We start from the raw sequence: 23945 nt of genomic DNA, 5'->3' as shown, positions 1-23945 counted from the left end.
CTGACTCTGCGGGAGAATTGGAGAAATGGGTGCAGCTCAGACGTGTGTGGCAGTGAACATGATGAATTCGGGCTGAGGCATTGAAAAATTTTCATTTTCAATGAATAGTGGGGCACTAGCTGCAAGTCTCATACGCTATGAAAATCAATCCTTCTCTCCCGACACTCCTTGCTGCCTTGTTGATGGCTGGGGTCATGCTATATACGTCGATGACATCGACCCACAACCACGCGCATGCGATAGGGGATGCGGCTGCATCGACCGATTCGGTCGAGGTGGCACAAATCATGGGGCTTGACCTGACCGATGATCAGCGACGGGCGCAGGCATTGGTGGGCGCTCTGCCTGTGGAAGATGTGCTTGGAGCGCTCGCGCCGATCGCACTGTCTCCATTTTTTGCCCTGACCTGTCTTTCGGGAGCATCGCTGATGTCAGAGGCCGGACTGCTTCCGGAGAGTGTGGGAAACAATTTCATGATGAGCACGAGCAGCCCGCTCAACAACAGCACTGTGTTTGTCGGTCTGTTGGTACTGACGCTGCTCACAGCGGCACCCAAGCTGACCAAGGTATCCAAGCCATTTGCGCAGGCTGTCGATCAGGTTGAGGCGTATTCCGGCATCATTGCGGCACTGGCTGTGCAGGTGTTGTCCCGGGTCAGCATGGACGAACCCGCTACAGCGGAAGTGGCGATGGTTTACAGTGCCGGCTTGATTTCGATGAGTTATTCAACGCTCATCATGGTGTTTTCCGCCATCAATATTTTTGTGATCAATTCGGTGAAGTTTTTCTGCGAAGTGATGATTCTCATTTCCCCGATTCCCACTGTGGATGCCTTTTTTGAGGCCTTCAACAAAGCCTTTACTGGAATTCTGGTGGCGGTTTATCTCATCAGTCCGTGGCTGGCGACCCTGCTCAATCTGCTGATTTTTCTGATTTCACTGATGGTCTTTTCCTGGACCTACCGGCGTGTTGTTTTCATGCGCTGCGTGCTTGCAGATCCCATTTTTGGGTGGATCGGTGAAGCAATGCTGCGCCTGCGACGCATGACGGTAAACTCGACTCGTCTCCCGGCATCGGTGCAGCGTGAATTGCCGGATGCAACGGTAGTCCTGAAGGCATTTCTGGGGAAAAAGGCACGTGGATTTAAGAAAAAGACCCGTGGATTTCTTGTGCATTCCGGAGGGGCGACTTATTTTGTCAAATCCCGGTGGTTCCGCAGCAACAAGCAAATACAGCTGAGCGGAGAAGGGGTTGATGTGACGGTTGAACCCGGATTTTTCTGTCATGGAGTTGCGTTTCGCGACCGTTCGGGGGAATTGCTGCAGAAGGCACTGTTTACCAAACGCTACAACGCGAATCTGGAAGCCATCCATCGTGAATTACAGGCTCGTGGTGAAGTAACGACAGCGACCCAAGCTCCTGGATTTCAGGATGTGGGCAGGGATCTCGCCAGGACGGTAAAAGCGACGGACGGAAAAGGAACGCTGCGTTCAGAGTTTTCCTGATCTCCACACAGACGGATCGCATGAGTTCCTTCATTCAGAGCCTGAAACCCTATCAGCAAAATTTGCTAACCTCGGCGGTTGCCCTCGTGGCAAGTGTGATCATTCTGGGGTTTTTCTTTGGCGTATTTCTGCTGCTGAAACTGTTTGTGGCGACCTTTGCCAGTGTGTTGTGGCCATTGGCGGTTGCGGGCATCATTGCCATGATACTCAGACCAGTGGTCAGTTGGTTACAGGGTCCGTTGCGCATGGGTCGCATTCCTGCGATCATTGTCATTTACCTGCTTACGCTGATGGTAATCGGTTTGATACTGGGTTGGGGACTGCCCCTACTCTTTGATCAGACTGGGAAGTTTGTGCAGCGTTTACCGGAAATTGGGGCCAACCTTCAGGAAGCCCTCACGAATACATTTCCGATGATACAGGAATACATGGTCGGCTTGTTAGGGGAGTCCTATTTTGAGCAGAGCAAGACCTTGATTTTGGATCAGATTCAGACGTCGTTGACGGCAGTTCCCTCTGCTGCGCAGGATGTTTTTGCCAAGGTAGGGCAGGTTCTGGCGATTGGTACTGGCCTGGCGATCATTCCAGTGTATTTGTTCTTTTTTTTGAGTTCGGATCGGGATCTCGGACAAGATCTCGAATCCCAGCTCAGTTTTCTCAGGTCGGAATGGCGGAAGGACATCCTGTTTCTTATCCGTGAATTTGTTGGCAGCCTCGAGGCGTTTTTCCGGGGGCAAATCCTGATTGGTTTGATCATTGGTATCCTGCTGGCCATCGGATTTTCCGCAGTCGGTGTGAATTTTGGCATCGGACTCGGATTGTTGATCGGTGCACTCAACATCATTCCCTATCTGGGGACCATCATTGGTTTGGGGACTGTGCTGCCGATTGCCTATTTTCAACCGGATGGAGGATGGCTGCTCGCTTCGCTGACGCTTTTGGTCTTTATCCTGACCCAGATGCTCGAGGGTTATGTGCTGACCCCAAAAATCATGGGCAAGCAAACGGGACTGCATCCCCTGACCATCATCATCGCGATCTTTTTCTGGGGGGTCGCACTGGATGGCTTGCTGGGCATGGTGCTCGCAATCCCGTTGACCGCATTTGTTGTGGTGGCCTGGCGTTTGGCCAAACGCAAATATCTACGCTATTTTTCCGGTGAAGAGATCGAGAGTGACGAGGGAAAGCATGAACAGCCACCCACGGATGTTGAGGTGGGTGAGCCTAATGGAGAAATAAGATCTGAAGGATAGACGCTTTCCACTCAGAGCAGATTTGCACCGAGTTCTGCAAGCTCTGAGCGAACGCCTTCGACCAACTTCGTGTGCGCGACAATGGGATGTCCGCGCAACCGATCTCTGGCGTACACCAGTCCGTTGGTTCGAGCGTCCAGAAATGGATTGTCAATCTGTTGGGGATCTCCCAGCAGGATCAGCTTCGATCCCTGGGCGAGGCGAGTGATGACCGTCTTGACCTCATGAGGAGTGAGGTTTTGGGCCTCATCGACGACAATCAGGCAATTGGGTATTGAGCGTCCGCGAATGTAGGTGAGGGCTTCAATTTCAAGGATACCCTGTTGCTGAAAGCGTTCCCACGCCTTTAGCGGAGGGGTTCCGTTTCCGTTGGCATGAGGCTTTTTTGCATCCTTTTTTCGAGCGGGGAAGAGCACCTCAAGATTGTCAAAGTAAGGTTGCATGTAAGGTGCCATCTTTTCTTCCTTGCTGCCAGGCAGGTATCCGATGCCGCGGCCCATTTCCACGACGGGACGTGCGACCAGCAGACGCTGGTAGTGGCTGTGCTCGGAAAGCACTTCATGCAGAGCCGCCGCCATCGCAAGGAAGGTTTTTCCGGTTCCGGCTTTGCCTTTGCAGGTGACCAGGCTTATCGCAGGGTCCATCAGTGCATCGAGGTGAATCCACTGTTCAACATTTCGGGGGATCACGCGTATCCCGTAGGGCATTTGCAGGCCGTTCCGGTCCATGCGGTTGACGTCCTGCCGCAAGTGCTGTCGGTAAAGGGGGAGAAAATCGACCAGTCCGTCACCGAGATGGCGAACGGGTTCAACAATGCCCTGGTAACAGGGATCACTGCAGCGGATGAGGAAGTATTCATTGATGTAGGCATCAGCCGGGAGTTCGAGTTCGATGCCATTGGCTTCGGGATGATCCCATTCGTAGTTGGAGAGTGCCTCAAATGCATCGGCATCGAGCAACACCTCCCGATATCCCTCTTTCTCAACGGTTGAAATGCGATCATTGCGATAGTCTTCTACACTGAGGCTCAGCAACTTCGCCTTTAGCGCCATGTTTGCGTCCTTGGTGACCAGTACGACGGGATTGCTGCTGATTTGTGCAAGGTGGTAGGCTGAAGCGAGGATGCGGTGGTCCGGTTGCTTACGGTCCATCAGCGCGGCATCAAGGTGTTGGTTTTCCTGCTCCGAAAATTCGTTGTCTGCCGTAATGACAAAGCGGATGCGTCCTCCGTTTGGCAGAGGTGCTTCGAGCACCGAATTCCCCTTTGCGCATTCCTTGGGATCCCGCGAGTCGAAAAGATCCCGCAGCATGCGGTGAACCCGTCTTGCATTCGCGCCGAGCTGACCTTCCGCCGTCTTTTTTCGGTCCATTTCCACCAACACTTCACTGGGTAGAACCACCGTGTGTTCCTGAAACTTGTGCAGTGAGTCGGGATCATGCAGCAAAACGTTGGTATCCAATACGTAAGACTTTGGCAGAGAATCAGTCATGAATGGGTTAAGATTCGGTACGGACCGTGTGGAAGGGGAAACTCAGTGAACCAAGTTTCGACGCCTGCAATCGAGTATGGATACCTGGCTATTTCAAGACAAATGATGAGGGAAATGCAAAATGGAGGAAATGGGCAAACTGCAGTGTTGTGAGTGACTTTTGGTGTGTGGTGAACTGCAAGCCCATTTCAAGTGTTTGGAGTTGCTTGAATGCGATTGAAGTTTTTCAGCTTCGCCGCATGTTTTGGAGGTGAACCTTTTGAATGCCATGAATCACTCCAAGCTTATCACACTGGCTGCGGGCTTGTCCGCTCTGTTGCTGTCGGGATGCTACACGGTTCCTGAGACCGGACGTACGACGATGAATTTCATGCCGGAATCGATGCTTTCCGAGCAGGCAGCGATGGCATTTGCTGAAATGCGCAAAGAGGCCAGAGTCTCAACTGACCGCGGTCCTAACGAGCGGGTTCAAAGGGTGGGGCGGCGCATCCTTGCGGCTGCAGCAAGTACCGGAAACCTTCCGCCTGCAGATCAGTGGGAATTTGTCGTATTTGACGATGATGCAGTGATCAATGCCTTTGCGATGCCAGGTGGCAAGGTGGGTGTTTATACCGGTATCCTTCGTGTGGCGAAGAGTGATGATGAACTCGCAGCGATCATCGGGCATGAAGTGGCTCATGTGTCGGCCCGCCACGGAAACGAACGCATGTCTCAGGCAATGCTGTTTACGACAGGAGGTTTAGCACTTGGATATGCTGTAAGGGAAGAATCTGAATCCACTCAACAGGCCATTCTTCTGGCCTATGGGGTAGGCACGACTTTGGGTGCCACGTTACCATACAGTCGTTTGCATGAGAATGAATCTGACGAGATCGGGTTGCTTTACATGGCGCGTGCCGGATACGATCCGCGAGCTGCAGTGAGCTTCTGGACTCGCATGCGAGACCTCGGTGGGGGATCCGTGCCGGAGTTCCTCTCGACTCATCCTGCGCACGAGACTCGAATTGAGCGTCTGCAGGCATTGATGCCGCGTGCCCTGGAGGAATATGAACGTGCTCGGGCGGAACAGCGCTGAGGGGAGGGAAAATTTTCTAAATCAGGATCCTTTTAAAATGTGATAGTTCACAATGGAGATTCCACTGAGCATGGATCCGACAATGCCCAGAAATCCCTGATCCGTTCCACAGAGATAGAGGTTCTTCAGGCGGGTTTGCCCGTCCTTTACCTTCACTGGAGCACCGTAGACTGCTCCTGAAAAATGGCCTGTGAAGCGCGTGATCGTGCGTGGGGTGAAGCAATCTGTGAAGCGGATGTGCTGTCGAAGCAGATCTGGCTGAACTTTCGGTGTGACCTGTGCGGCAATTTGAAGAAGTCGCTCAGTGGTTACATTTTTCTGTTCCTGGTAGGATGCTTCGTCGAGCGCGGTCCACAGGGGATAGTTGGCCTGTGCGGTGACTCTCAGCACTCCATCAGGCAGTTCCCTCTCCCCAAAATCGTAGTTGTTGGGTACGCAGATGACCCCGCTTCGCTCATCGAGCAGACCCCCAGGACGCTCGTAGTGCATGACAGGGTCCGTGTTAAAAAATACAATGGTGTGCTCAAACCCGAGTTCGCGTGGATTGATATCCAGAATCGCGATCACCTCGGAGAAGGAAAGCCTGCCGACGGTGGGTGCATCGGCTGATATGGAGGTTGTTGCATCGGAGCAGATGCACTCAGTTTCATTGGAGCCAATCGTCGATACAATGTGATTGGCGGTGACGACCTCTCCATTGTCGAGAAGGATGGAGCGCACCCGCTGGCCATCACTCTCGAGTTCCTTGACACCAAGACTCATGTGCCGTTCGACTCCGACTTCCTTTGCCCGGCGGAGCAGTGTGCGCAAGATCGGTCGTACACCTTCGTAGGGTCTGCAGAATCCCTCGAGAAAGATGGCTTGGAAAAGCACGACAAATTGCCCGAAATCCATGTCGTTCTCCCGTGCACTACCATAATAAAGCAGGGGGCACATCAGCATTTCGATCAGGTCAGGATTTGCGATGTATTGGCGAATCTGTTCACGGGCAGAACTTGAGTCGGGAGCCAGATTGACGGCGTGGTAGGATCTCACGAATTGCGTGAATCGGTCAAATGCATCGATTTCGCGGGGAAAGTGTAATGCGACCTGAGAGCGAAACAGTTCAAAATCGTTTGAAAACTCCAGGGTCAGCGATGGAAAGCGGATGGCGGAGCGAGTCTGTTCGCACAGGTCAAAAGTATCGCGTGAAATGCGAAGTTGGCGAAAGATTTTGCCAAGGGGAGTCCCTCGCGTTCCCGGTGGTACCCAATTGGTCAGGGCGTGCAGTCCCACATCAAACGCATAGCCTCCAAGGCGGTAGTAACTGTTGAGTCCACCGGGGGCATTGTGACGCTCGAGCAGCAGCACCCGATTGTCAAACATCGCGAGCCGTATGCTGGCGGCCAGGCCTGACATGCCCGCTCCGATAACGACGACGTCGTAATGATTTCCGTTGAGCTTTGCCAAGAGAGCGTGAGCGGGTGCGGTCGATCAGGTGGAGACAGCCTCAGGCTGCTGTTTCCTTGAACTTGGGTCCAAGGTAATCCGCACAGCTATCCAGAGAGGCTAACTTTTGGTAGTCGGATTCGGGAACTTCAATCCCGTGTTGCTTGCGCAACTCCATGACAATATCGAGAAAATCCATGGAGTCGAGATCGAGCTGATCCCGCAGCCGTACGTCCGGCTTCACGTCACTGAGATCTTCGTCGGGTGCGATCTCCGCGATGATTTCCAAGATGATTTTCTTTACTTCGTCTGCAGTCATTAGGTTATGAAAGGTCTGTGTTGCAAAAAGGGGCTTTTATGAACCAGCTTCGAATTTTTTCAAGATCAAAGATGAATTGATCCCCAACATCCCGAACGAGTTGTTAAAAATTGTCCGGATACCCGAGGTTTGCAAAGGCTGGTTTATCACAAGGTTGGGCAATTCGCATTCGGGGTCAAGATCTTCCACATTGATCGTTGGGTGCACGATGCCATCGTCGAAAGCGGGAATGTTGCCAGCCAGTTCAAGTGCTCCAGCAGCACCCATGGCATGCCCGATGAAGCTTTTGGTGTTGTTGACGCAGGTCCGGTCGGAGGACTCAAAGACTGTTCGCACTGCCCCGGCTTCCTGAATGTCACCTTGCGGAGTGGAGGTTGCGTGGGTATTGAGAATGTCGATGTCGTGAGGTTGCATACCGGCCGATGCCAGCGCGAGTCGCATGCAGCGGATTTGCCCATCGGAATCGGGCAGGACATGGTCTTTTGCGTCGGAATTGATCGAATATCCTGCGATTTCCCCGTAGATGCGCGCACCTCGGGACAAGGCACTTTCAAGGCGCTCGAGAATGTAAATGCAGCCTCCTTCCGAGACCACGATGCCGTTGCGGGATTTGTCAAAGGGGCGACTGGCTCGGTTGGGGTCGGAGTGATGTGCCAGTGCTCCCTGACTCTTGAATCCAGCAAAGATGCCAAAAGAACGAATGCTCTCGCTGACACCACCGGCAATCGCCAGATCCACCTCACCCAGGCGAAGCATCTGCAAGCCTTGGATGATTCCCGCATTTCCTGCCGCGCAGGCTGCTCCGATCGTGTAGTGAGGTCCCGTGATGCCCATGTGGATCGACACCTCTCCTGCGGGGTTGTTTGCCACCGTGCGTGGGTTGTGGTGGTGTGTCCAAAATTTTACATCGTAGTCAAACTGGGAGATGTTGTGGACTTCATTTTCGGTTTCAACGTTGCCGTGTTCGGTGATTCCCAAATAAATTCCGGTACGCTCCTTTGGCAGGTGGTCCAGCTCGATACCGGCATCAGCAACCGCTTCCCTTGCGCAGAACACCGCAATGCTTCCGACGCGTGTGCATACTCGCAAATGTCGCCTTGTAAGGTATTTGCGTTCATCAAATTCGCAAACTCCGGCAGGAGTCATTCCCATGTGGCGCAAGTCGATCTCCTGGATGTTCGTTTTTCCAGCGAGCAAATTTTCCCGCATTTCCATCAGCGAATTTCCGATGGGAGAGGTGAGTCCGATTCCTGTGATTACGATTCTGTCAGAACGCATGAGAAGGCACTTCCATTTGGTAAAATCAAGACTTCAACCGGATCGAAAACTATAGTTTGAGGCAACAAAAAAGTCGCAATTGCGGGAAGAGATACCTTAAGAATTCGTGCGATTCATGTTGGGCTTGTTGTACAGTCGCGCGTTTCGCTTGAGCCTCCAGGGTGTTGCATTTGTTGTTATCCTCTGGTGGATCTACTTGCTCTTCGCAGATGGCACACTGGACGAATCGGTAGCGGCACTTTTTTTTGTGCAGGGGCCGACTGGAAACTGGCCGATGGCGGACCAGTGGTGGGTGAAGCTTGCCTATCATGGCATTCCGATATTCACGGGCATCTGGGGACTGGGAACGATTGCGATATTTGCAGCCGGATACTGGAGTCACCGATTTCGCAAATGGCGTTCCATCAGCCTGTTCTGTTTGCTACTGCTGGGACTTGGGCCGGGGGTGCTGGTCAATGCGGTTCTCAAAGATCACTGGGGTCGTCCCCGTCCGAGGGACACGGTTACCTTTAATGGAACTGAGGCATTCCAGGCCGCGTATGTGCGGGCGGATCACTGGGGGAAATCCTTTCCCTGCGGGCATTGTTCCATCGGAGTTTCCCTCTGTGCATTTGCGTTTTGGAATCGTCGTCGCCGCAATGACCGCAGGATGTCGCATCTCTGGTGGGTTGTGACCATTGGGTTTGGGGCTTATCTTGGCGTTGCTCGCATGGCATCGGGCGGTCACTACCTTTCGGATGTGCTGGTCTCAGGAGTATTGATCGTAGGATTGGCGTGGGTGTTGGACAGTTTTCTTCCCTGGGTGCGCTGGGAACGAGAGGAAGGCTGTGAGGCTGAGACACAGTTTCCACTGGTTTCCAAGGGACGGTTGCTGTTTCCCACGCTTGTATTGTCGGCAGGATGTTTGACTGCCGCAGGGCTTGCCTTCCCTTATGATCGTGCGGGGGTGATTGAACTGGATCTGGCATCGGCACTGACCGAAAGGGAACCTGAAGCACTGCGTTTGCACGGAAGTGGAGATCGGGTGCAGGTGGAGTCCACGGAACCTTCGATCCGCTGGCGTGGACCCGAGGTGTTGGACTCACCCAATACCGGTAACCTTCGCTTTGTGTTTCATGCCAAAGGGTTTGGCTTTCCCTGGAGTGAGGTTGAAGTCGAGCCGACGCTGGTACGCAGTGGCTGTAATTCTGCATGGATCGTGGATTTTGGCGTTGCGAGGTCTGGTTTTTTCAAGGAACTCAAAGTAGAAATTGAACCTTGTCCCTGAACCACTGTGTGAGCCGCCTTTGCAGGCTGCGCGAAATCGATCCACCTGACCTTCAAGAATTTGTATTTTAAGCTTGAAGGTAATGGCAAGCGGGGTTGATTCTAGGTCGACATGGGAGACGCTTCTTACATACCGATTGTGATCCAGATTTCCCTCGCGGTGGGTACTGCGGTGGCGATCATTGTGATCAGTCATCTGTTTGGCCAAAAGGTGGTTGGGAATCGCATCAAGGATTCGGCATACGAGTGTGGGATGCGGCCACTGGAGGAAATGGGTTCGAGGTTTTCGATTCGATTCTATGTGACAGCGATGCTGTTCATTCTTTTTGATATCGAAGTCGTTTTTCTGATCCCATGGACGTTGATCTATCGCGATTTTTTGAGTGTTGGCATTCCGATTTTGACTCCGGTGCTTTGTTTCATGGCCATCCTTGTGGTAGGGTTGGTTTATGAAGTCAAAAAGGGGGCTATTGATTGGGAGAAGTAACGAAGATGCCTCAGAGTCCGTGCCTGAGGACATCAGGTGATATTTTCAGGGCTGAAAAGGAAAGAGTTTGATCATGATCGCTGAGAAGCAGGAAATTGCATACAACAGCAAGGTTGAGGGAGAGGTTATCGTATCCCGGGCCGATGCGGTGATTAACTGGGTTCGCCGACATTCCGTTTGGCCAATGCCCATGGGGCTGGCGTGTTGTGCCATCGAGTTGATGGGAGTGGGTGCGTCAAAGTTTGACATCGCTCGATTTGGGATGGAGGTCATGCGTTTTTCCCCTCGGCAGAGCGACTGCATGATTGTGGCGGGAACGGTAACCTACAAGATGGCACAGGCGGTCCGTCGCATTTACGATCAGATGGCAGAACCGAAATGGGTGGTAGCCATGGGAGCCTGTGCGTCAACGGGGGGAATGTATCGTTCCTACGCGACGCTCCAGGGCGTGGATCGCATTTTGCCGGTTGATATCTACATCAGCGGCTGTCCACCCCGACCTGAGGCCTTGTTGGATGGCATGATGCGTCTGCAGGAAAAAATTAAGAACGAGCAATCCCTGTTTCAGATGAAAAAGGGACGCCACGATCCGGAGCACCTTCCCACCGGTCCTCGCTGACGTGGCAAAACCGCCAAAATGACGCACCATCCTGCAAATATGAATCTCAACCAGAAATTCAAATTCCTCGTTCCCATCGCTTCCATCGACTGCCCCAGTTTTCGTTGTCCGGCATCTGACCTGGTTGCGGTGATGACCTACCTTCGGGACAGTGCAGGCTATGCAATGCTCGCCGATTTGACCGCAGTGGACAATGGTCCAGGCAGCTCTCCACGGTTTTGCGGAGTCTACCATGTGCTCAACATGGAGACACGGGAGTATCTGCGGTTGCGTGTCGATGCAGAGGGAGATGAAACTCCGACACTTCCATCGGTGACCTCAATTTATTCTGCAGCAAATTGGCATGAGCGTGAGACCTACGACATGTTTGGCATTACCTACAAGGGGCATCCGGATCTCCGGCGCATTCTCATGTGGGACGGATATCCGCATTTTCCGCTGCGAAAGGAGTTTCCGCTTGCCGGAATTGAGGAGGAATACCCGGAAGAGGATGTGGTGGAACGCACCGGTCTGGTCGTCAAACCTGCTCCGATGGCTGGTGGACCGTTTGTTGCTGCTTCGGCAGGTCCGATGAGTGCACGGGAGCCGCGAGGCAAAGACCAGAGTTGGACGGAGCAACACGCAAAAGATTGAGCGGCCAGCAAGAATAGGATACGAACTGGATCAAATCATGGCTGAAACCAAAGAAATTTCGATCGGAGATGCGCAGGCGAGAGCCGATGCGTTGCATTCCGAAAAAATGGCGATCAATGTAGGTCCTTCTCATCCGACGACTCACGGTGTGCTTCGTCTGGTAATGGACCTTGATGGCGATACCATTCATCGTGTGGATCCTGTGGTGGGTTATCTTCACCGGGGAGATGAAAAAATCGCCGAAAATATGACGTATAACCAGTTTGTTCCCTACACGGATCGACTGGACTACCTGGCACCCCTGGCCAATAACATGGCCTATGCGATTGCAGTGGAAAAACTCGCCGGGATACAGTTGCCCGAGCGCTGTGAAGCAATTCGCGTGATCACTGCTGAGCTTGCCCGCATTTCGTCCCACCTGCTGGGCATCGGAGTGTTTGCCATGGACACGGGAGCATGGACGCCGTTCATGTACTGCTTTACCGAGCGCGAAAAACTTTTTGACCTGTTTGAAGAACTCACGGGTGCACGATTCACAACCAGCTATACGCGTATTGGCGGCGTGACGCGGGATCTGCCTGAAGGCTGGACGGATAAGGTGCTCAAGTTTCTTGACGAGTTTCGCCGAACCCTCGATGAGGTGGATGGTTTGCTATCGCGTAACCGTATTTTCTACGACCGCTGTGTGGGGGTGGGGGTGATTTCCAGAGAAAAGGCGCTCGACTATGGTTTAACCGGAGCCAATTTGCGAGGCTGCGGAATTGACTGGGATTTGCGCCGGGACAAACCCTATTCGGGATACGAAAAGTACGATTTTGAGGTGCCTTTGGGATCGACGGGAGATTGTTATGACCGCTTTCTCGTGCGCATGGAGGAGGTCAAGCAGAGTGCGCACATTGTAAAACAGGCGATTGAGCAGCTGCCCGGAGGACTCTGGTATGCAGAGGATGCGAAGAAACTCTACCTTCCCCCCAAGTCGAAAGTACTGACGAGCATGGAGGAATTGATCCAGAATTTCATGCTGGTGACCCAGGGGCCGGAGGTTCCAGAGGGTGAAGTCTATTTTGAAGCGGAGAATCCCAAGGGTGCGCTTGGATTCTATGTCGTGTCCCACGGTGGAGGGGTTCCGTATCGTCTGAAAATCCGTGGACCCAGTTTTTGTAACCTCAGTATCCTCTCCGAGCTGTTGCCGGGACACATGCTGACCGATGTCACGACCATTCTCGGGAGTCTCGACTTCGTGATGGGCGAGTGCGACCGGTAACTCAATACTCGAATTTCGAATCACAATGGATTTAAAAGCCGAAACTCTCGAACGAATCGAAAGGCTGATTCCCCGTTATCCGGAAAAACGCAGTCTGGTGCTTCCACTGCTGCACATCATACAGGAAGAACGGGGATATATCTGTGACTCATCCATGGAATGGGTCGCGCAGAAGCTCGACATTCCACCCATGGCCGTACTGGAAGTGCTGACCTTTTACCCGATGTTCCGACGCAAACCGATCGGGAAAATCCACGTGAAGGTTTGCCGTACGCTTCCCTGTGCGCTGAACGGCGCCTATTCCCTTTGTGAGCAGTTGCAGGAAAAACTGGAGTGCAAGTTAGGGGAAACTTCTCCCGATGGCAATTTCACCATCGAATTTGTCGAATGCATTGCCAATTGTGGGACAGGCCCCGTGGTTCAGGTGGATGAAACCATGCATGAGAATGTGTCTCCCGAAAAGGTGGACACATTCGTGGAGCAACTGAAAGCACTCGCGAAGCAATCTTAACCCGTATTTCGGATCATCATGGCCGTTGCAGAACGAAGAATCTTACTCAAACACGCCGATCAGGAGGGGTACACTCCGGATATCGAATGTTACCTCCGGCATGGTGGCTACGACATGCTCCAGAAGGCGGTAGGCATGAAGCCCGAGGACATCTGCTCCGAAGTGATGGCGTCCGGTGTGCGGGGCAGGGGTGGTGCCGGTTTCCCAATGGGGATGAAAATGAAGTTTTTGGACCGCAAATCGGGAAAACCCATCTATCTGATTTGTAATGCGGATGAATCGGAGCCGGGCACGTTTAAAGACCGGCAAATCATTCACAAGGACCCGCACCAGCTGATTGAGGGCATGATGATCACTGCCTTTGCTATCCAGGCGGCGCAGGCATTTCTCTACATCCGTGGTGAGATGCAGGAGGGAGCGCGCTTGCTCGAAAAATGCATCGAAGAGGCACGTGCGAAGGGATTTGTAGGGGAAAACATTCTCGGAACCGGTTACAGTTGTGATATTGTCGTACACCGTGGGGCAGGGGCCTACATTTGTGGTGAGGAAACCGGCTTGATTGAATCACTTGAGGGCAAGCGGGCCAATCCCCGGATCAAGCCGCCGTTTTTCCCGGCAGTGCTGGGATTGTACCAGTGCCCGACGCTGGTCAACAACGTGGAGACGCTTTGCAACGTCAAGCACATCGTGGACATGGGAGGAGCGGAATATGCAAAGATTGGCCGTCCGAACAACACGGGCACCCGAATCTGGTCCGTTTCAGGTCACGTTGAACGTCCGGGCTATTTTGAATTTGAGTGCGGTGCACTGACGTATGGAGAGCTGATTTATGACGTCTGTGGAGGCATCCGTGGCGGGCGCAAGCTCAAGGCTGTTATTCCGGGGGGTTCTTCATCCAAGGTTCTCCGTGCAGGTGAACGCTACAAGGGGACGTTAAAGGATGGAACGGAGTTTGACTGGGGTATTGAGGATATTCCGCTCGATTTTGACGGTCCCATGGCCGCAGGCTCCATGTCGGGATCGGGCGCAGTGATTGTGATGGATGACACTGTGGATATGGTGGAGGCCATGGCCAATATCAATGCGTTTTACCAGCATGAAAGCTGTGGGCAGTGTACTCCTTGTCGTGAGGGTTCGCTCTGGCTCAAGCGGGTGACGCATCGCATGGTCACAGGAGGTGCCCGGGAAGAGGACGCTGATCTCCTGAAATCCATCGCTGACCAGATCGCCGGAAGGACCATTTGTGCATTTGGTGAGGCGGCTTCATGGCCAGTTCAAAGTTTTATTGCAAAATTCAAGGATGAGTTTGTCGCCAAGGCTCAAAGCCAGGCGAATGGAGAGGTGAAACGCGCACCCTATGGGGGATATCCGCTGATCTGAGGGAGGATGGGGCCACACGCGAAATCCGGGAGATGAGGAAGCAATGAGTGAAGAGGTAAAAATCGATTTGGTGACGATCAATGTGGATGGCCGGGATGTCGATGTTCCGGTGGGCATGAATCTGATTGATGCGGTCAAAAAGTACGCAAAAGTGGAAATTCCCCACTATTGCTATCACAGCAAGCTGAGCGTGGCGGGCAATTGCCGCATGTGTCTGGTGGAAATGGGTATGCCGATGCGCGACCGCGACTCGGGAGAGGTGATCCTGGAGGAGGGCAAACCTAAGATCGGGTGGATGCCCAAACCTGCGATTGCCTGTTCGACCAAAACCTCTGCCGGACTTCACATCCGCACCCAAAGTCCGATGGTCAAGGAGTGTCGCAATGGTGTGATGGAGTTTCTCTTGTTGAACCATCCGCTTGATTGTCCGATCTGTGACCAGGCGGGTGAATGCCGCCTGCAGGAGTTTTCGACGGATTATGGTCGTGGCTACAGCCGCTACATTGAGGAGAAAAACGTCAAACCCAAGCGTTCGCGCATCGGACCGCGTATCACATTGGACGATGAGCGCTGCATCCTCTGTTCGCGCTGTGTGCGGTTCAGCCAGGAGATCACCAAGGATTCGGTCCTTGGATTTGTGGATCGCGGAAGTTATTCGACCTTGACCTGTTATCCGGGCAGGGAACTGGACAATAACTATTCCCTCAATGTTGTGGACCTTTGTCCGGTGGGGGCACTCACAGACAACGATTTCCGTTTCAAGATGCGGGTGTGGTTTCTCAAGCCGGTGAAGAGCATCTGCACGGAGAGCAGTGTGGGAGTGAACACCGAGGTGTGGTCCCGCGAGGGCAAGATTTATCGCATCACTCCGAGGCAGAATGATGACGTGAACGACACTTGGATGTCCGATTCCGGTCGTCGCCTTTACCGCCGGGCTGAATCGGAATTTCGCCTGTTTGAAGCCGCAGTTGCCGGTGCTCCAGTTACCCGTGATCAGGCATTGGAACATGCAGGCGCACTGCTGCGCGGTGAGCGCGTTGCCCTGGTCGTCAGTGGGCACAGCACGGTGGAAGAGCACCATCTTCTCAAGGACATGGCAGACCGACTTGAGGCACCGGTGTGGATGGTTCCCCATGTGGCAGAGGGAGACGGATTTCTCATCTCCAATGATCGAACCCCCAACACCCGGGGTGCGATTGTGACCGGATTGATCCGGGAAACTCCATACGATCACATCGCTAAGATAAAGGAGGCACTTGAGCACAAATCGGTGGAAACCCTGTTGGTAGTGGGAGAGGATTTGATTGCTGCGGGAGTGGATCGCTCCTTGCTGGAGCAAGTCCAGGTGATTTACATCGGTCCGGAGCAGAATGAAACCAGCCAGCTCGCCACGGTGGTCATCCCCTCACTGACTGTGTTTGAAAAGAGCGGAACGTTCATCAATCAGAATTTTCGCATTCAGAAGTTTGCACAGGCGATTCCGGGTCCGAAAGGAGTCGCTTCCGACCTGTCGACACTCTGTCATCTTGCGGGATTGATCGGCTGTGAGGGAAGCAGTGCCTCCATGGAGTCCGTATGGGAATCCATTCGCAGTAAGATTCCTGAACTGGCACAGGTGCATTTTGGCAACCTGCCCGATGAGGGATTGCTGATGGATGCTGCCCGATTCGCTCACCTGAAATTCTGTGAAACGCAATCACTGCACTACCAGGCGGTGAACCCTGAACCGGCAAACGCCTGAGGATTGAAGCCATGGACTGGACATATTATTTGATCACAGCTGCCTGCGGATTTGGCGCCATCGGCGTCATCATGTCGATGGCGGGCTTGTCGGTATTGGCAGAGCGCAAAGTCTGCGGTTACATTCAGGGACGTCTGGGACCGAATCGCACCACGATTCCGATCCTGGGGTCGATTCCGGTGCTGGGCAGGTTCCTGACCCGCCTGGGAATCTTCCAGCTGGTAGCCGATGCGGTGAAGTTTGTCTTCAAGGAAGAAACCATCCCCGGCCATGTCCGGAAGTTTTATTACAACCTTGCACCGGTGATTGTACTGATTCCGGCACTGGTTCCGGTGGTCGTGCTTCCGTTTGGTGTTTATGAAAACGCTGCTGGTGAGGTGAAGGCCATGATCCTCGCCCACGTTGACATCGGCATCCTGGTGATCCTTGCGGTGGCATCCCTCGGCGTGTATGGCACAGTTCTGGCCGGTTGGGCAGCCAACAGCCGCTATCCCTTCCTTGGTGGTGTTCGTGCGACGGCACAGATGATTTCGTATGAGTTGACCATGGCGCTGGCGATCATTCCCGTGTTCCTGTGGGTGAACCAGCCCGGATCGGGAGCCGCACTAAGCCTTGTCAGCGTGGTGCAGTTTCAGGAGCAGCACTGGCTGTTCTACCTGCAGCCGCTCACGGCAATCCTCTACTTGATCACCCTTTTTGCCGAGACCAACCGACTGCCCTTTGACATGGCAGAGTCGGAAACCGATCTGGTGGGAGGCTTTCACACCGAATATGGTGCCTTCAAGTTTGGCATGTTTTTTATCGGAGAATATGCCCACATTGTTTTTGGGTCTGCTTTGTTTGTTACCCTTTTCCTGGGTGGATTTAACTTTTTGCCACTCCTGCCAAATCCGTGGCCTGCAGGTATCCTGGGTGCGGTGCTTTCAACGCTCTGGTTCATCCTGAAAACCTGTGGACTGATCTTCTTCTTCATCTGGATTCGCTGGACGCTCCCGCGATTCCGTTACGACCAGGTCATGACACTGGGCTGGAAAATCCTGCTTCCGACTGCCATTGTCAATCTGGTCTTGATCATGGTGCTCCTGGTTTTCCTGACTCCCCGCATCGCCTGATCCTGTAACCTGAACCTGATTTTGACCTATGCCTGTCACATCTAAAGTAATGGAACGAAAGCCGCTGACGCTCACGGAGAAGATGTATCTTCCCCAGGTGGTGAGTGGCCTGGGCATCACCCTGAAAAACTTCTTCCGCAAAAAAGTGACGATGGAGTATCCCGAGGTGAAGCCCCCGATCCCGGAATACTATCGCGGTCAGCCCGCCCTCGTGAAAGACCCAAACGGGAGAGAGAAGTGTGTCTCCTGCCAGCTCTGTGAATTCGTTTGTCCACCCAAGGCGATCAAGATTATTCCAGGCTCGATTTCAGAGGACAGCGACAACATCCATGTGGAAAAGGCACCCCAGGAGTTTGAGATCGACATGTTGCGCTGCATCTACTGCGGCATGTGTGAGGAAGTCTGCCCTGAAGAGGCGATTTTCATGCAGGATGTTTACAGTCTCAACGGACTGAGTCGCGATGAACTCAAGTTCAAGAAACAGAAACTCTACGAGATCGGTGGCGTGCGCGAAGATTCCCACTTTAAATGGGACAAAAAGAAACAAGCCGAACTCAAGGGAGGCGCTCATACCTGAGGCTTTGCCTGAAGTCTTCTCCAGAACTACTCTGCCATGGAAACCTTCTTCTTTTATTTTCTCGCTGCGATCACTGTGACTTCAGCACTGCTTGTGACACTATCGCGCAATGCAGTGAATGCCGCGATGTTCATGATCCTCTCTCTCATTGGCACTGCGGGGCTTTTTGGCATGCTGGGATCTTACTTCCTGGCGGCGCTGCAGGTATTGGTCTACGCGGGTGCCATCATGGTGCTCTTTGTGTTCATCATCATGATGATTGACGTGCAGGAAGAGTCGAAGAAACAGCGCAGCATCCCAAATCTGGTGGCGGCACTGATTGCCTGCGTGCTCGTGGGTGCGGGATTGGTGGGTCTGTCCTTCTCACCTGAATTTTCTGTCAGCGCTCCGGAGATGCCGACAGAGGCTGCCTCCGATCCTCTGGCATTCAGTGGCAGAGCCATTGCCTATGGTGCGGTATTGTTTGGCAAATACCTGCTCCCCATACAGGTGATGGGCATGTTGCTGTTGATTGCCATGGTTGGGGTTATCGTGATCAGCAAGGACCTGTGGAGCCGTTTTGAAGCGAAACCATCGTCGAATCAGGATTCGTAAAAGGGAGAGATCATCATGTTACTGACTCACTATCTTATCATTTCTGCCCTGCTGTTTGCGATCGGGCTGTTTGGCGTTCTATTCCGAACCAATGCGCTCATCGTACTCATGAGTCTTGAACTCATGCTCAACGCCGTAAATCTGCTGTTTGTGGCGTTTTCCCGCTTCAACATGGGCATGGACGGTGTGATCTTCGTCTTCTTCAGTATCACGGTTGCCGCCGCAGAGGTTGCCGTTGGACTGGCGATCATGGTCGCACTGTTTCGCCGAAAGGGAACCCTGACGATCAGTCGTTTCAACGAACTCAAAAACTAGCGTTTCAGCTTAGAGAATCATGTCACCCACTGTTCAAATTTTCAGCCTGCTGCTGCTTCCACTGCTGGCATCCGGCATCATCGCATTGTTCTTGAGACGCCAGGGAAAGCTGGCGGTTGGTGTATCACTGCTCAGTGCCACCTTTTGTGCGGCGCAGGCGGTTTATCTGCTGGCCATGCTTCCGGCTGAGGGCCTGGAAGCATCCTTTCGCTGGTTTTCGATGGGAGCGTTGACCGTTGAAATGGGCTTTCTTCTCAACGCTACTTCAGCGGTTCTGTTGTTTGTGGTGACAGTTGTCGGTCTGCTCATCCATGTGTTTGCAGTGGAATACAGCAAGGGAGATCCCAGCCGAGGCCGATTTTTTGGTGGGCTTTCCATCTTCATGTTTTCAATGACTGGCATCGTGCTTTCGAGCAATCTGGTGATGATGTTTGTGTTTTGGGAACTGGTGGGACTGAGTTCCTACCTACTGATTGGCCACTACCAGCACAAATCCTCGGCTGCCAATGCTGCCAACAAGGCCTTTATCGTGAATCGGGTGGGGGATTTTGGTTTTCTCATCGGTATCATCTGGTGTTGGTGGGCATTTGGCACAGTGGATTTGACGGAACTGCAGGAGCTGACTCATGCGAACCCGGCTGGATTGCTGACAGCGATGGGACTGCTGCTGTTCTGCGGAGTGCTCGGGAAATCCGCCCAGATGCCATTGCACGTCTGGTTGCCTGATGCGATGGAGGGACCCACACCTGTTTCGGCACTCATCCACGCCGCAACCATGGTGGCCGCAGGAGTTTTCCTGATGTGCCGGGTCGTTTTTCTGTTCACGCCGGAGGCGCTGAATGTCATTTGCTGGGTGGGTGCGATCACGGCCGTCTATGCGGGCTTTTGTGCCATCACGCAGAAAGACATCAAGAAGGTGCTTGCCTATTCCACCTTGTCGCAGCTCGGTTACATGGTGGCGGCATTTGGCATTGGAACCTTGGCGGCATCGCACGGTCATGCCTACGGAGTGGGTGCCTCGCTTTTCCACCTGACAACGCATGCCTTTTTCAAGGCACTGCTCTTCCTCGCTGCGGGGTCGATCATTCACGCAGCCCATCACGAACAGGACATTTTTCGCATGGGGGGAGTATGGGGACGCATGCCTGTGACGACGGTGACCTTTGCCATTGGGGTATGGGCATTGTGTGGGTTGCCCTTTATGTCTGGTTTTGCCAGCAAGGAAGCCATCCTCTTTGTTGCCTGGGAGCACCACACTCCCATCTTTTATCTGCTGATGCTGGGGGCCGGGGTTACCGCTTTTTACATGACCCGTCTTTTTGTTACGGTATTTATCGGGGTTCCCCGCTCCGAGCATGTTGGCGAAGCCAAGGAAAACTCATGGGTCATGCTGTTACCACTGGTCATCCTGGCATTCTTTTCCGTATTCGCATGGATGTCGTGGGTGTATCCCCATTCCCTGCACTCGGTGCTGTTTGAGTCGGTTCCGCATCCCGACGGTGCCCTCAAGATCTGGCTGCCGATCCTCTCAATTGCAGTGGCATTTGCGGGCATTTCTCTCGCATGGATGATCTACAAACCCGGTAGCACTGAAGACATGCTCGAAAAACATGCAAACCCGCTTTATCGCTTCCTTGATGGCAAGTTATGGTTCGACGAGGTTTACAACTTTTATGTGCGACGCATCCAGCAACCCGTCGCAGAGTTTATCTCTCTGCTCGATCTGGTATTGATTTCCGGTCTGGGGATGCGGGGTAGTGCCGGAGGAGTTGGGTTGTTGGGCATGATCCTGCGATTCATGACCACGGGAAATGTTCACCACTACGTTTACTGGTTTGCAGTCGGCCTCATCCTGTGTGGGGCAGTGGTCTTCGGAATGCGTTAGAACCAAAGGGAAAGTCTCTTACCATGTCATTGATTTTATTGCTTTCGATTCTCACACCGGCAACGGCAGCACTGTTGCTTGCGGTGTTACCGAAAAAAGTGCCAACCGTGTTTGTGTTGGGTTTGGGGCTTGCAGGTTTCATTGTTCCTGCGGTGCTTTCCCTCCAGGTGTTTCTGGCCTACCTGGCAACTGGAACGGGTGAGTATCAGTTTTTGGGAGTAGTGGATACCGGACTGTCGAATTTGGGAATTGCTCTGAGACTTGGCGTTAATGGGGTTTCCGTCATCCTGCTGTTGCTTTCGGGCATCGTGGGGCTTGCAGCTGGAATCACCGCAGTGTTGTCGGTGGCTGACCGCAAGCGCACCTACCTGGCATTACTCTTGATGATGCAGACGGGACTCATGGGAATTTTTTCCACATACGATCTTTTCTACATCTACTTTTTTCATGAATTCGCGCTGATCCCGACCTTCATCATGATCGCCATCTGGGGGGGGACCCACCGCCGTGCAGCTGCGATGGAAATGACGATCTACCTCACCCTGGGAGCGATGCTTTCACTGGTGGGTTTGATTGGAATCTATGCGGGCAATGACCTTGGCTCATTCGATTTGATCACGCTGTCCGATCACATTGCAACTGTGGGACTGAGCGGGACGCTACAAAACAGTCTTTTTGCCCTGTTGTTGGTGGGACTGGGGATTCTGGTATCACTCTTCCCGTTTCACAGCTGGGCACCTCGTGGATATGGAGCAGCACCCACTTCGGTAGCGATGCTTCATGCTGGTGTGCTGAAGAAGTTTGGACTTTACGTGCTCATCCAGGTTGCGTTGCCACTTCTGGCGGAGGGTGCCCTGGAGTGGTCAAATCTGCTCGCAGTGCTTGCGGTGGGCAACATCGTGCTGATCGGTCTGGTGACGATGGCTCAGAAGGATTTCAAGCAGATGATTTCCTATGCATCGGTCATGCACATGGGTTATATTTTCCTGGGAATTGCATCTCTGTCTGTAATCGGTGTTGGGGGTGCTGTTTTTCTGATGTTTGCTCATGGGTTGTCCGCTGCGCTGCTGTTTAACCTGGCGGTAGCAGTACAAAATCGTTGCCGGACTTTTTACATGGATGAAATGGGAGGACTGGGGAAGGATGCTCCGATTCTGGCCGGATTTCTAATGGCGGCAACGATGGCGAGCATCGGACTTCCCGGGTTTGCCAATTTCTGGGGTGAGCTGACCATTTTCATCAGCCTGTGGGACTGGAATCCGCTCTTCATGGTGCTCGCGCTGCTGGGCATCGTGATTTCTGCAATTTATGGACTTCGTGCGGTATCTGCCATTGCTTTTGGCGAAGTATCGGAGAACTTGAAAGCAATCAAGAAGGAACACCCCATCCGTGATCTGAACGGGATGGAGCGCTTGCCAGCGATTGTGTTGTTGGCAGCGTTGTTGTTTTTTGGACTTTTCCCATCATTTGCAAGTGATCCCATTGCGAGGGCAGTGGAAACTCATGTTTTGCGTGTTGCCCCTGAAGCGCAGCAGCAGACTCTTGAAGCTCGTTCTGCGGAGTCGCTCCTGCAACCTGCTGCTCCGGTCCCCAACGAATAAACTCACCGATTGCCCGACATGGACTACTCAACTTTTCAACGCATCGCCGCAACTCAGGAGTGGCTGACGCTGCTTCCCGAAATCACGCTCTGTGGCATCGCATTGTTTCTGCTGCTGCTGGATGTGATGCTGCCCACAAGGCTGAACCGATGGGTTCCCCGCATTGGAATTGTGCTCAACCTGGCAGTGCTCACATTTGTGTGCTGCGGCACTGGTACCTGTCCAACGGAGATTGAACCCAAGTCCGTTTTTAATGGCATGATCGTGATCACACCGCTGAGCCAGTGGTTTCGTGTCTTTTTTCTACTGTCGAATATCGGAATTCTCTGGCTGGCGGGAAACTACCTGAGGGATCGCAAACTCGTGCGAACGGAATTCTATGCCCTTTCCAGTATCGTTACGGCAGCGATGATGCTGCTCGTGCACAGTAACCACTTTGTGATTCTCTTTGTATCGCTCGAGACGATCGCGGTGGGCTTGTATGTGATGGTGGCTTATGATCGCAACAGTCCGCTCTCACTTGAGGCTGGCATCAAGTACCTGGTGGTGGGTGGAACGAATACGGCAATTCTGCTGCTTGGCATTGCGTTGCTCTATGGCATTGGTGGAAATCCCATGCTGGTGGGTAGCAGTGCAGATCCGCTCGCTTTTGGCAATTTGCAGAGTTTTCTTGCAGAAAACGCAGCTCATCCTGTGGCCCGCATGGGGGCATTGGCAGTGCTGGCTTCAGTGGCGTTCAAGATCGGATTAGTACCATTTCAAATCTGGATTCCGGATGTGTATCAGGGTGCACCGACCCCGACGACCGCTTTTCTTTCGGTCAGCTCAAAGGCAGCGGGTGTAGCGGTTTTGCTGATTTTGTTTTCACCGACGGGTGCGTTTGCTCCGCTTGCTGCATTTGTCTCACCGATCCTTTTGCTGGTGACTGCGGTGACGTTGATTTACGGGAATGTTGTGGCGTTGGGTTATACAAACCTGAAACGCCTTCTGGGCATGTCCGGAGTTGCCCACGCGGGTTTTCTAATGATGGGCATTCTGGTCATGCTCAATACGGATTCGGTGAGCTGGGTGAGCGGATCCATCCTCTTCTATCTGTTTGCCTATCTCCTGGCTTCCCTGGTGGTTTTTGGTGTGATGTCGATCCTATCGATCCCCGAGGATGCGGATCAGGATGTGTATGACTACACGCAGTTGGGTGAGCAGCGTCCGGTGTTGGCGGCACTTTTGACCATCGGTATCGGTTCCCTGGCCGGCATTCCGCCATTGGTGGGCTTCATGGCGAAGTTCTCACTCTTTGTTGCTGCATTCCAGAGTGGACTGCTGGTGTTGCTCGGGATCGGGGCGGTCAGCGTTGCGGTCTCGATCTATTATTATTTCAAATGGATACGGGAAATCTATGTGCGGGAGCAAGTCGTTCAGCTCGACGATGAGGAGAAACCGGAACCCAAGGTGTTTGCGTCTGCATCCATGACCAATCTGCTGTTCCTTGGATTGGTGTCCATCGCGATTCTGGTATTTGGACTCTTTCCCATGGATCTGCTCAGCAATTGGAGTCTTTTCTAGGGCGTATCGAACGCACAACAAGCTTGGAAAGGCGGGATGCCTTGTGCAT

General features: G+C 53.1%; 22 protein-coding genes. 18 read left to right on the top strand and 4 right to left on the bottom strand.

Annotated features, from left to right (window positions below; genetic code table 11):
- Nucleotides 1–137 precede the first annotated feature (137 nt).
- Both ABQ298_10320 and ABQ298_10315 read left to right on the top strand, forming a co-directional pair.
- Nucleotides 138–1505: a hypothetical protein gene (locus tag ABQ298_10320; GenBank protein ID MEQ9824767.1), complete on the top strand. Its 1368-nt coding sequence runs from the start codon at nucleotides 138–140 to the stop codon at nucleotides 1503–1505.
- Nucleotides 1506–1525: 20 nt separating this feature from the next.
- Nucleotides 1526–2758: an AI-2E family transporter gene (locus ABQ298_10315; GenBank protein ID MEQ9824766.1), complete on the top strand. Its 1233-nt coding sequence runs from the start codon at nucleotides 1526–1528 to the stop codon at nucleotides 2756–2758.
- Between the two features lie 11 nt (nucleotides 2759–2769).
- Here ABQ298_10315 and ABQ298_10310 read toward each other — a convergent pair whose 3' ends face one another.
- Nucleotides 2770–4248 carry a PhoH family protein gene (locus ABQ298_10310; GenBank protein ID MEQ9824765.1) on the bottom strand — a complete coding sequence of 493 codons (1479 nt, stop codon included), beginning with the start codon at nucleotides 4246–4248 and terminating at the stop codon, nucleotides 2770–2772.
- Nucleotides 4249–4516: 268 nt separating this feature from the next.
- On the opposite strand from ABQ298_10310, the gene ABQ298_10305 reads away from it, so the two are divergent.
- Complete coding sequence (locus ABQ298_10305; GenBank protein MEQ9824764.1) at nucleotides 4517–5323, top strand: M48 family metallopeptidase; 807 nt, start codon at nucleotides 4517–4519, stop codon at nucleotides 5321–5323.
- Nucleotides 5324–5344: 21 nt separating this feature from the next.
- Here ABQ298_10305 and ABQ298_10300 read toward each other — a convergent pair whose 3' ends face one another.
- Genes ABQ298_10300 through ABQ298_10290 form a run of 3 tightly spaced genes read right to left on the bottom strand, consistent with a single transcriptional unit; the run spans nucleotide 5345 to nucleotide 8348 of the window.
- Nucleotides 5345–6772: an NAD(P)/FAD-dependent oxidoreductase gene (locus ABQ298_10300; protein ID MEQ9824763.1), complete on the bottom strand. Its 1428-nt coding sequence runs from the start codon at nucleotides 6770–6772 to the stop codon at nucleotides 5345–5347.
- Between the two features lie 40 nt (nucleotides 6773–6812).
- Nucleotides 6813–7070, bottom strand: a complete 258-nt coding sequence (locus tag ABQ298_10295) for an acyl carrier protein (GenBank protein MEQ9824762.1) — start codon at nucleotides 7068–7070, stop codon at nucleotides 6813–6815.
- 36 nt (nucleotides 7071–7106) lie between these two features.
- Nucleotides 7107–8348, bottom strand: a complete 1242-nt coding sequence (locus ABQ298_10290; protein ID MEQ9824761.1) for a beta-ketoacyl-[acyl-carrier-protein] synthase family protein — start codon at nucleotides 8346–8348, stop codon at nucleotides 7107–7109.
- A 115-nt stretch (nucleotides 8349–8463) separates the two neighbouring features.
- Between ABQ298_10290 and ABQ298_10285 the strand changes: the two genes are divergently transcribed.
- The 15 genes from ABQ298_10285 to ABQ298_10215 all read left to right on the top strand — a co-directional run bounded on the left by ABQ298_10285 (nucleotide 8464) and on the right by ABQ298_10215 (nucleotide 23896).
- Nucleotides 8464–9615 carry a phosphatase PAP2 family protein gene (locus ABQ298_10285; protein ID MEQ9824760.1) on the top strand — a complete coding sequence of 384 codons (1152 nt, stop codon included), beginning with the start codon at nucleotides 8464–8466 and terminating at the stop codon, nucleotides 9613–9615.
- 111 nt (nucleotides 9616–9726) lie between these two features.
- Nucleotides 9727–10101 carry an NADH-quinone oxidoreductase subunit A gene (locus ABQ298_10280; protein ID MEQ9824759.1) on the top strand — a complete coding sequence of 125 codons (375 nt, stop codon included), beginning with the start codon at nucleotides 9727–9729 and terminating at the stop codon, nucleotides 10099–10101.
- A 73-nt stretch (nucleotides 10102–10174) separates the two neighbouring features.
- The gene (gene nuoB / locus ABQ298_10275; GenBank protein ID MEQ9824758.1) at nucleotides 10175–10720 is read left to right on the top strand and encodes an NADH-quinone oxidoreductase subunit NuoB; all 546 of its coding nucleotides are present in this window, start codon (nucleotides 10175–10177) and stop codon (nucleotides 10718–10720) included.
- Between the two features lie 39 nt (nucleotides 10721–10759).
- Nucleotides 10760–11353 (top strand): NADH-quinone oxidoreductase subunit C, encoded by a 594-nt coding sequence (locus tag ABQ298_10270; protein MEQ9824757.1) that lies wholly within the window; start codon nucleotides 10760–10762, stop codon nucleotides 11351–11353.
- Nucleotides 11354–11387: 34 nt separating this feature from the next.
- Nucleotides 11388–12617 (top strand): NADH dehydrogenase (quinone) subunit D, encoded by a 1230-nt coding sequence (nuoD, locus tag ABQ298_10265; GenBank protein ID MEQ9824756.1) that lies wholly within the window; start codon nucleotides 11388–11390, stop codon nucleotides 12615–12617.
- 25 nt (nucleotides 12618–12642) lie between these two features.
- Nucleotides 12643–13128, top strand: coding sequence for an NAD(P)H-dependent oxidoreductase subunit E (locus ABQ298_10260; protein ID MEQ9824755.1), 486 nt, complete (start codon nucleotides 12643–12645; stop codon nucleotides 13126–13128).
- Between the two features lie 18 nt (nucleotides 13129–13146).
- Nucleotides 13147–14508, top strand: a complete 1362-nt coding sequence (gene nuoF, locus ABQ298_10255; protein MEQ9824754.1) for an NADH-quinone oxidoreductase subunit NuoF — start codon at nucleotides 13147–13149, stop codon at nucleotides 14506–14508.
- 43 nt (nucleotides 14509–14551) lie between these two features.
- Nucleotides 14552–16249, top strand: coding sequence for a 2Fe-2S iron-sulfur cluster-binding protein (locus ABQ298_10250; GenBank protein MEQ9824753.1), 1698 nt, complete (start codon nucleotides 14552–14554; stop codon nucleotides 16247–16249).
- An 11-nt stretch (nucleotides 16250–16260) separates the two neighbouring features.
- A complete protein-coding gene (locus ABQ298_10245; GenBank protein MEQ9824752.1) occupies nucleotides 16261–17361 on the top strand; it encodes a complex I subunit 1 family protein in 1101 nt (366 codons plus the stop codon).
- A gap of 28 nt (nucleotides 17362–17389) precedes the next feature.
- Nucleotides 17390–17938, top strand: a complete 549-nt coding sequence (locus ABQ298_10240) for an NADH-quinone oxidoreductase subunit I (GenBank protein ID MEQ9824751.1) — start codon at nucleotides 17390–17392, stop codon at nucleotides 17936–17938.
- A gap of 36 nt (nucleotides 17939–17974) precedes the next feature.
- Nucleotides 17975–18532, top strand: coding sequence for an NADH-quinone oxidoreductase subunit J (locus ABQ298_10235; protein ID MEQ9824750.1), 558 nt, complete (start codon nucleotides 17975–17977; stop codon nucleotides 18530–18532).
- Nucleotides 18533–18547: 15 nt separating this feature from the next.
- Nucleotides 18548–18847, top strand: a complete 300-nt coding sequence (gene nuoK / locus ABQ298_10230; protein ID MEQ9824749.1) for an NADH-quinone oxidoreductase subunit NuoK — start codon at nucleotides 18548–18550, stop codon at nucleotides 18845–18847.
- Nucleotides 18848–18866: 19 nt separating this feature from the next.
- A complete protein-coding gene (nuoL, locus tag ABQ298_10225; GenBank protein ID MEQ9824748.1) occupies nucleotides 18867–20732 on the top strand; it encodes an NADH-quinone oxidoreductase subunit L in 1866 nt (621 codons plus the stop codon).
- A 23-nt stretch (nucleotides 20733–20755) separates the two neighbouring features.
- Nucleotides 20756–22333, top strand: coding sequence for an NADH-quinone oxidoreductase subunit M (locus ABQ298_10220; protein ID MEQ9824747.1), 1578 nt, complete (start codon nucleotides 20756–20758; stop codon nucleotides 22331–22333).
- An 18-nt stretch (nucleotides 22334–22351) separates the two neighbouring features.
- Complete coding sequence (locus tag ABQ298_10215) at nucleotides 22352–23896, top strand: NADH-quinone oxidoreductase subunit N (GenBank protein MEQ9824746.1); 1545 nt, start codon at nucleotides 22352–22354, stop codon at nucleotides 23894–23896.
- Nucleotides 23897–23945: the final 49 nt, after the last annotated feature.

This window comes from Puniceicoccaceae bacterium (assembly GCA_040224245.1).
In the GTDB taxonomy this organism is placed as follows: domain Bacteria; phylum Verrucomicrobiota; class Verrucomicrobiia; order Opitutales; family JAFGAQ01; genus JAKSBQ01.
The sequence above is the reverse complement of the archived record's forward strand: the minus strand, read 5'-3'. Positions and strand labels throughout refer to the sequence as shown.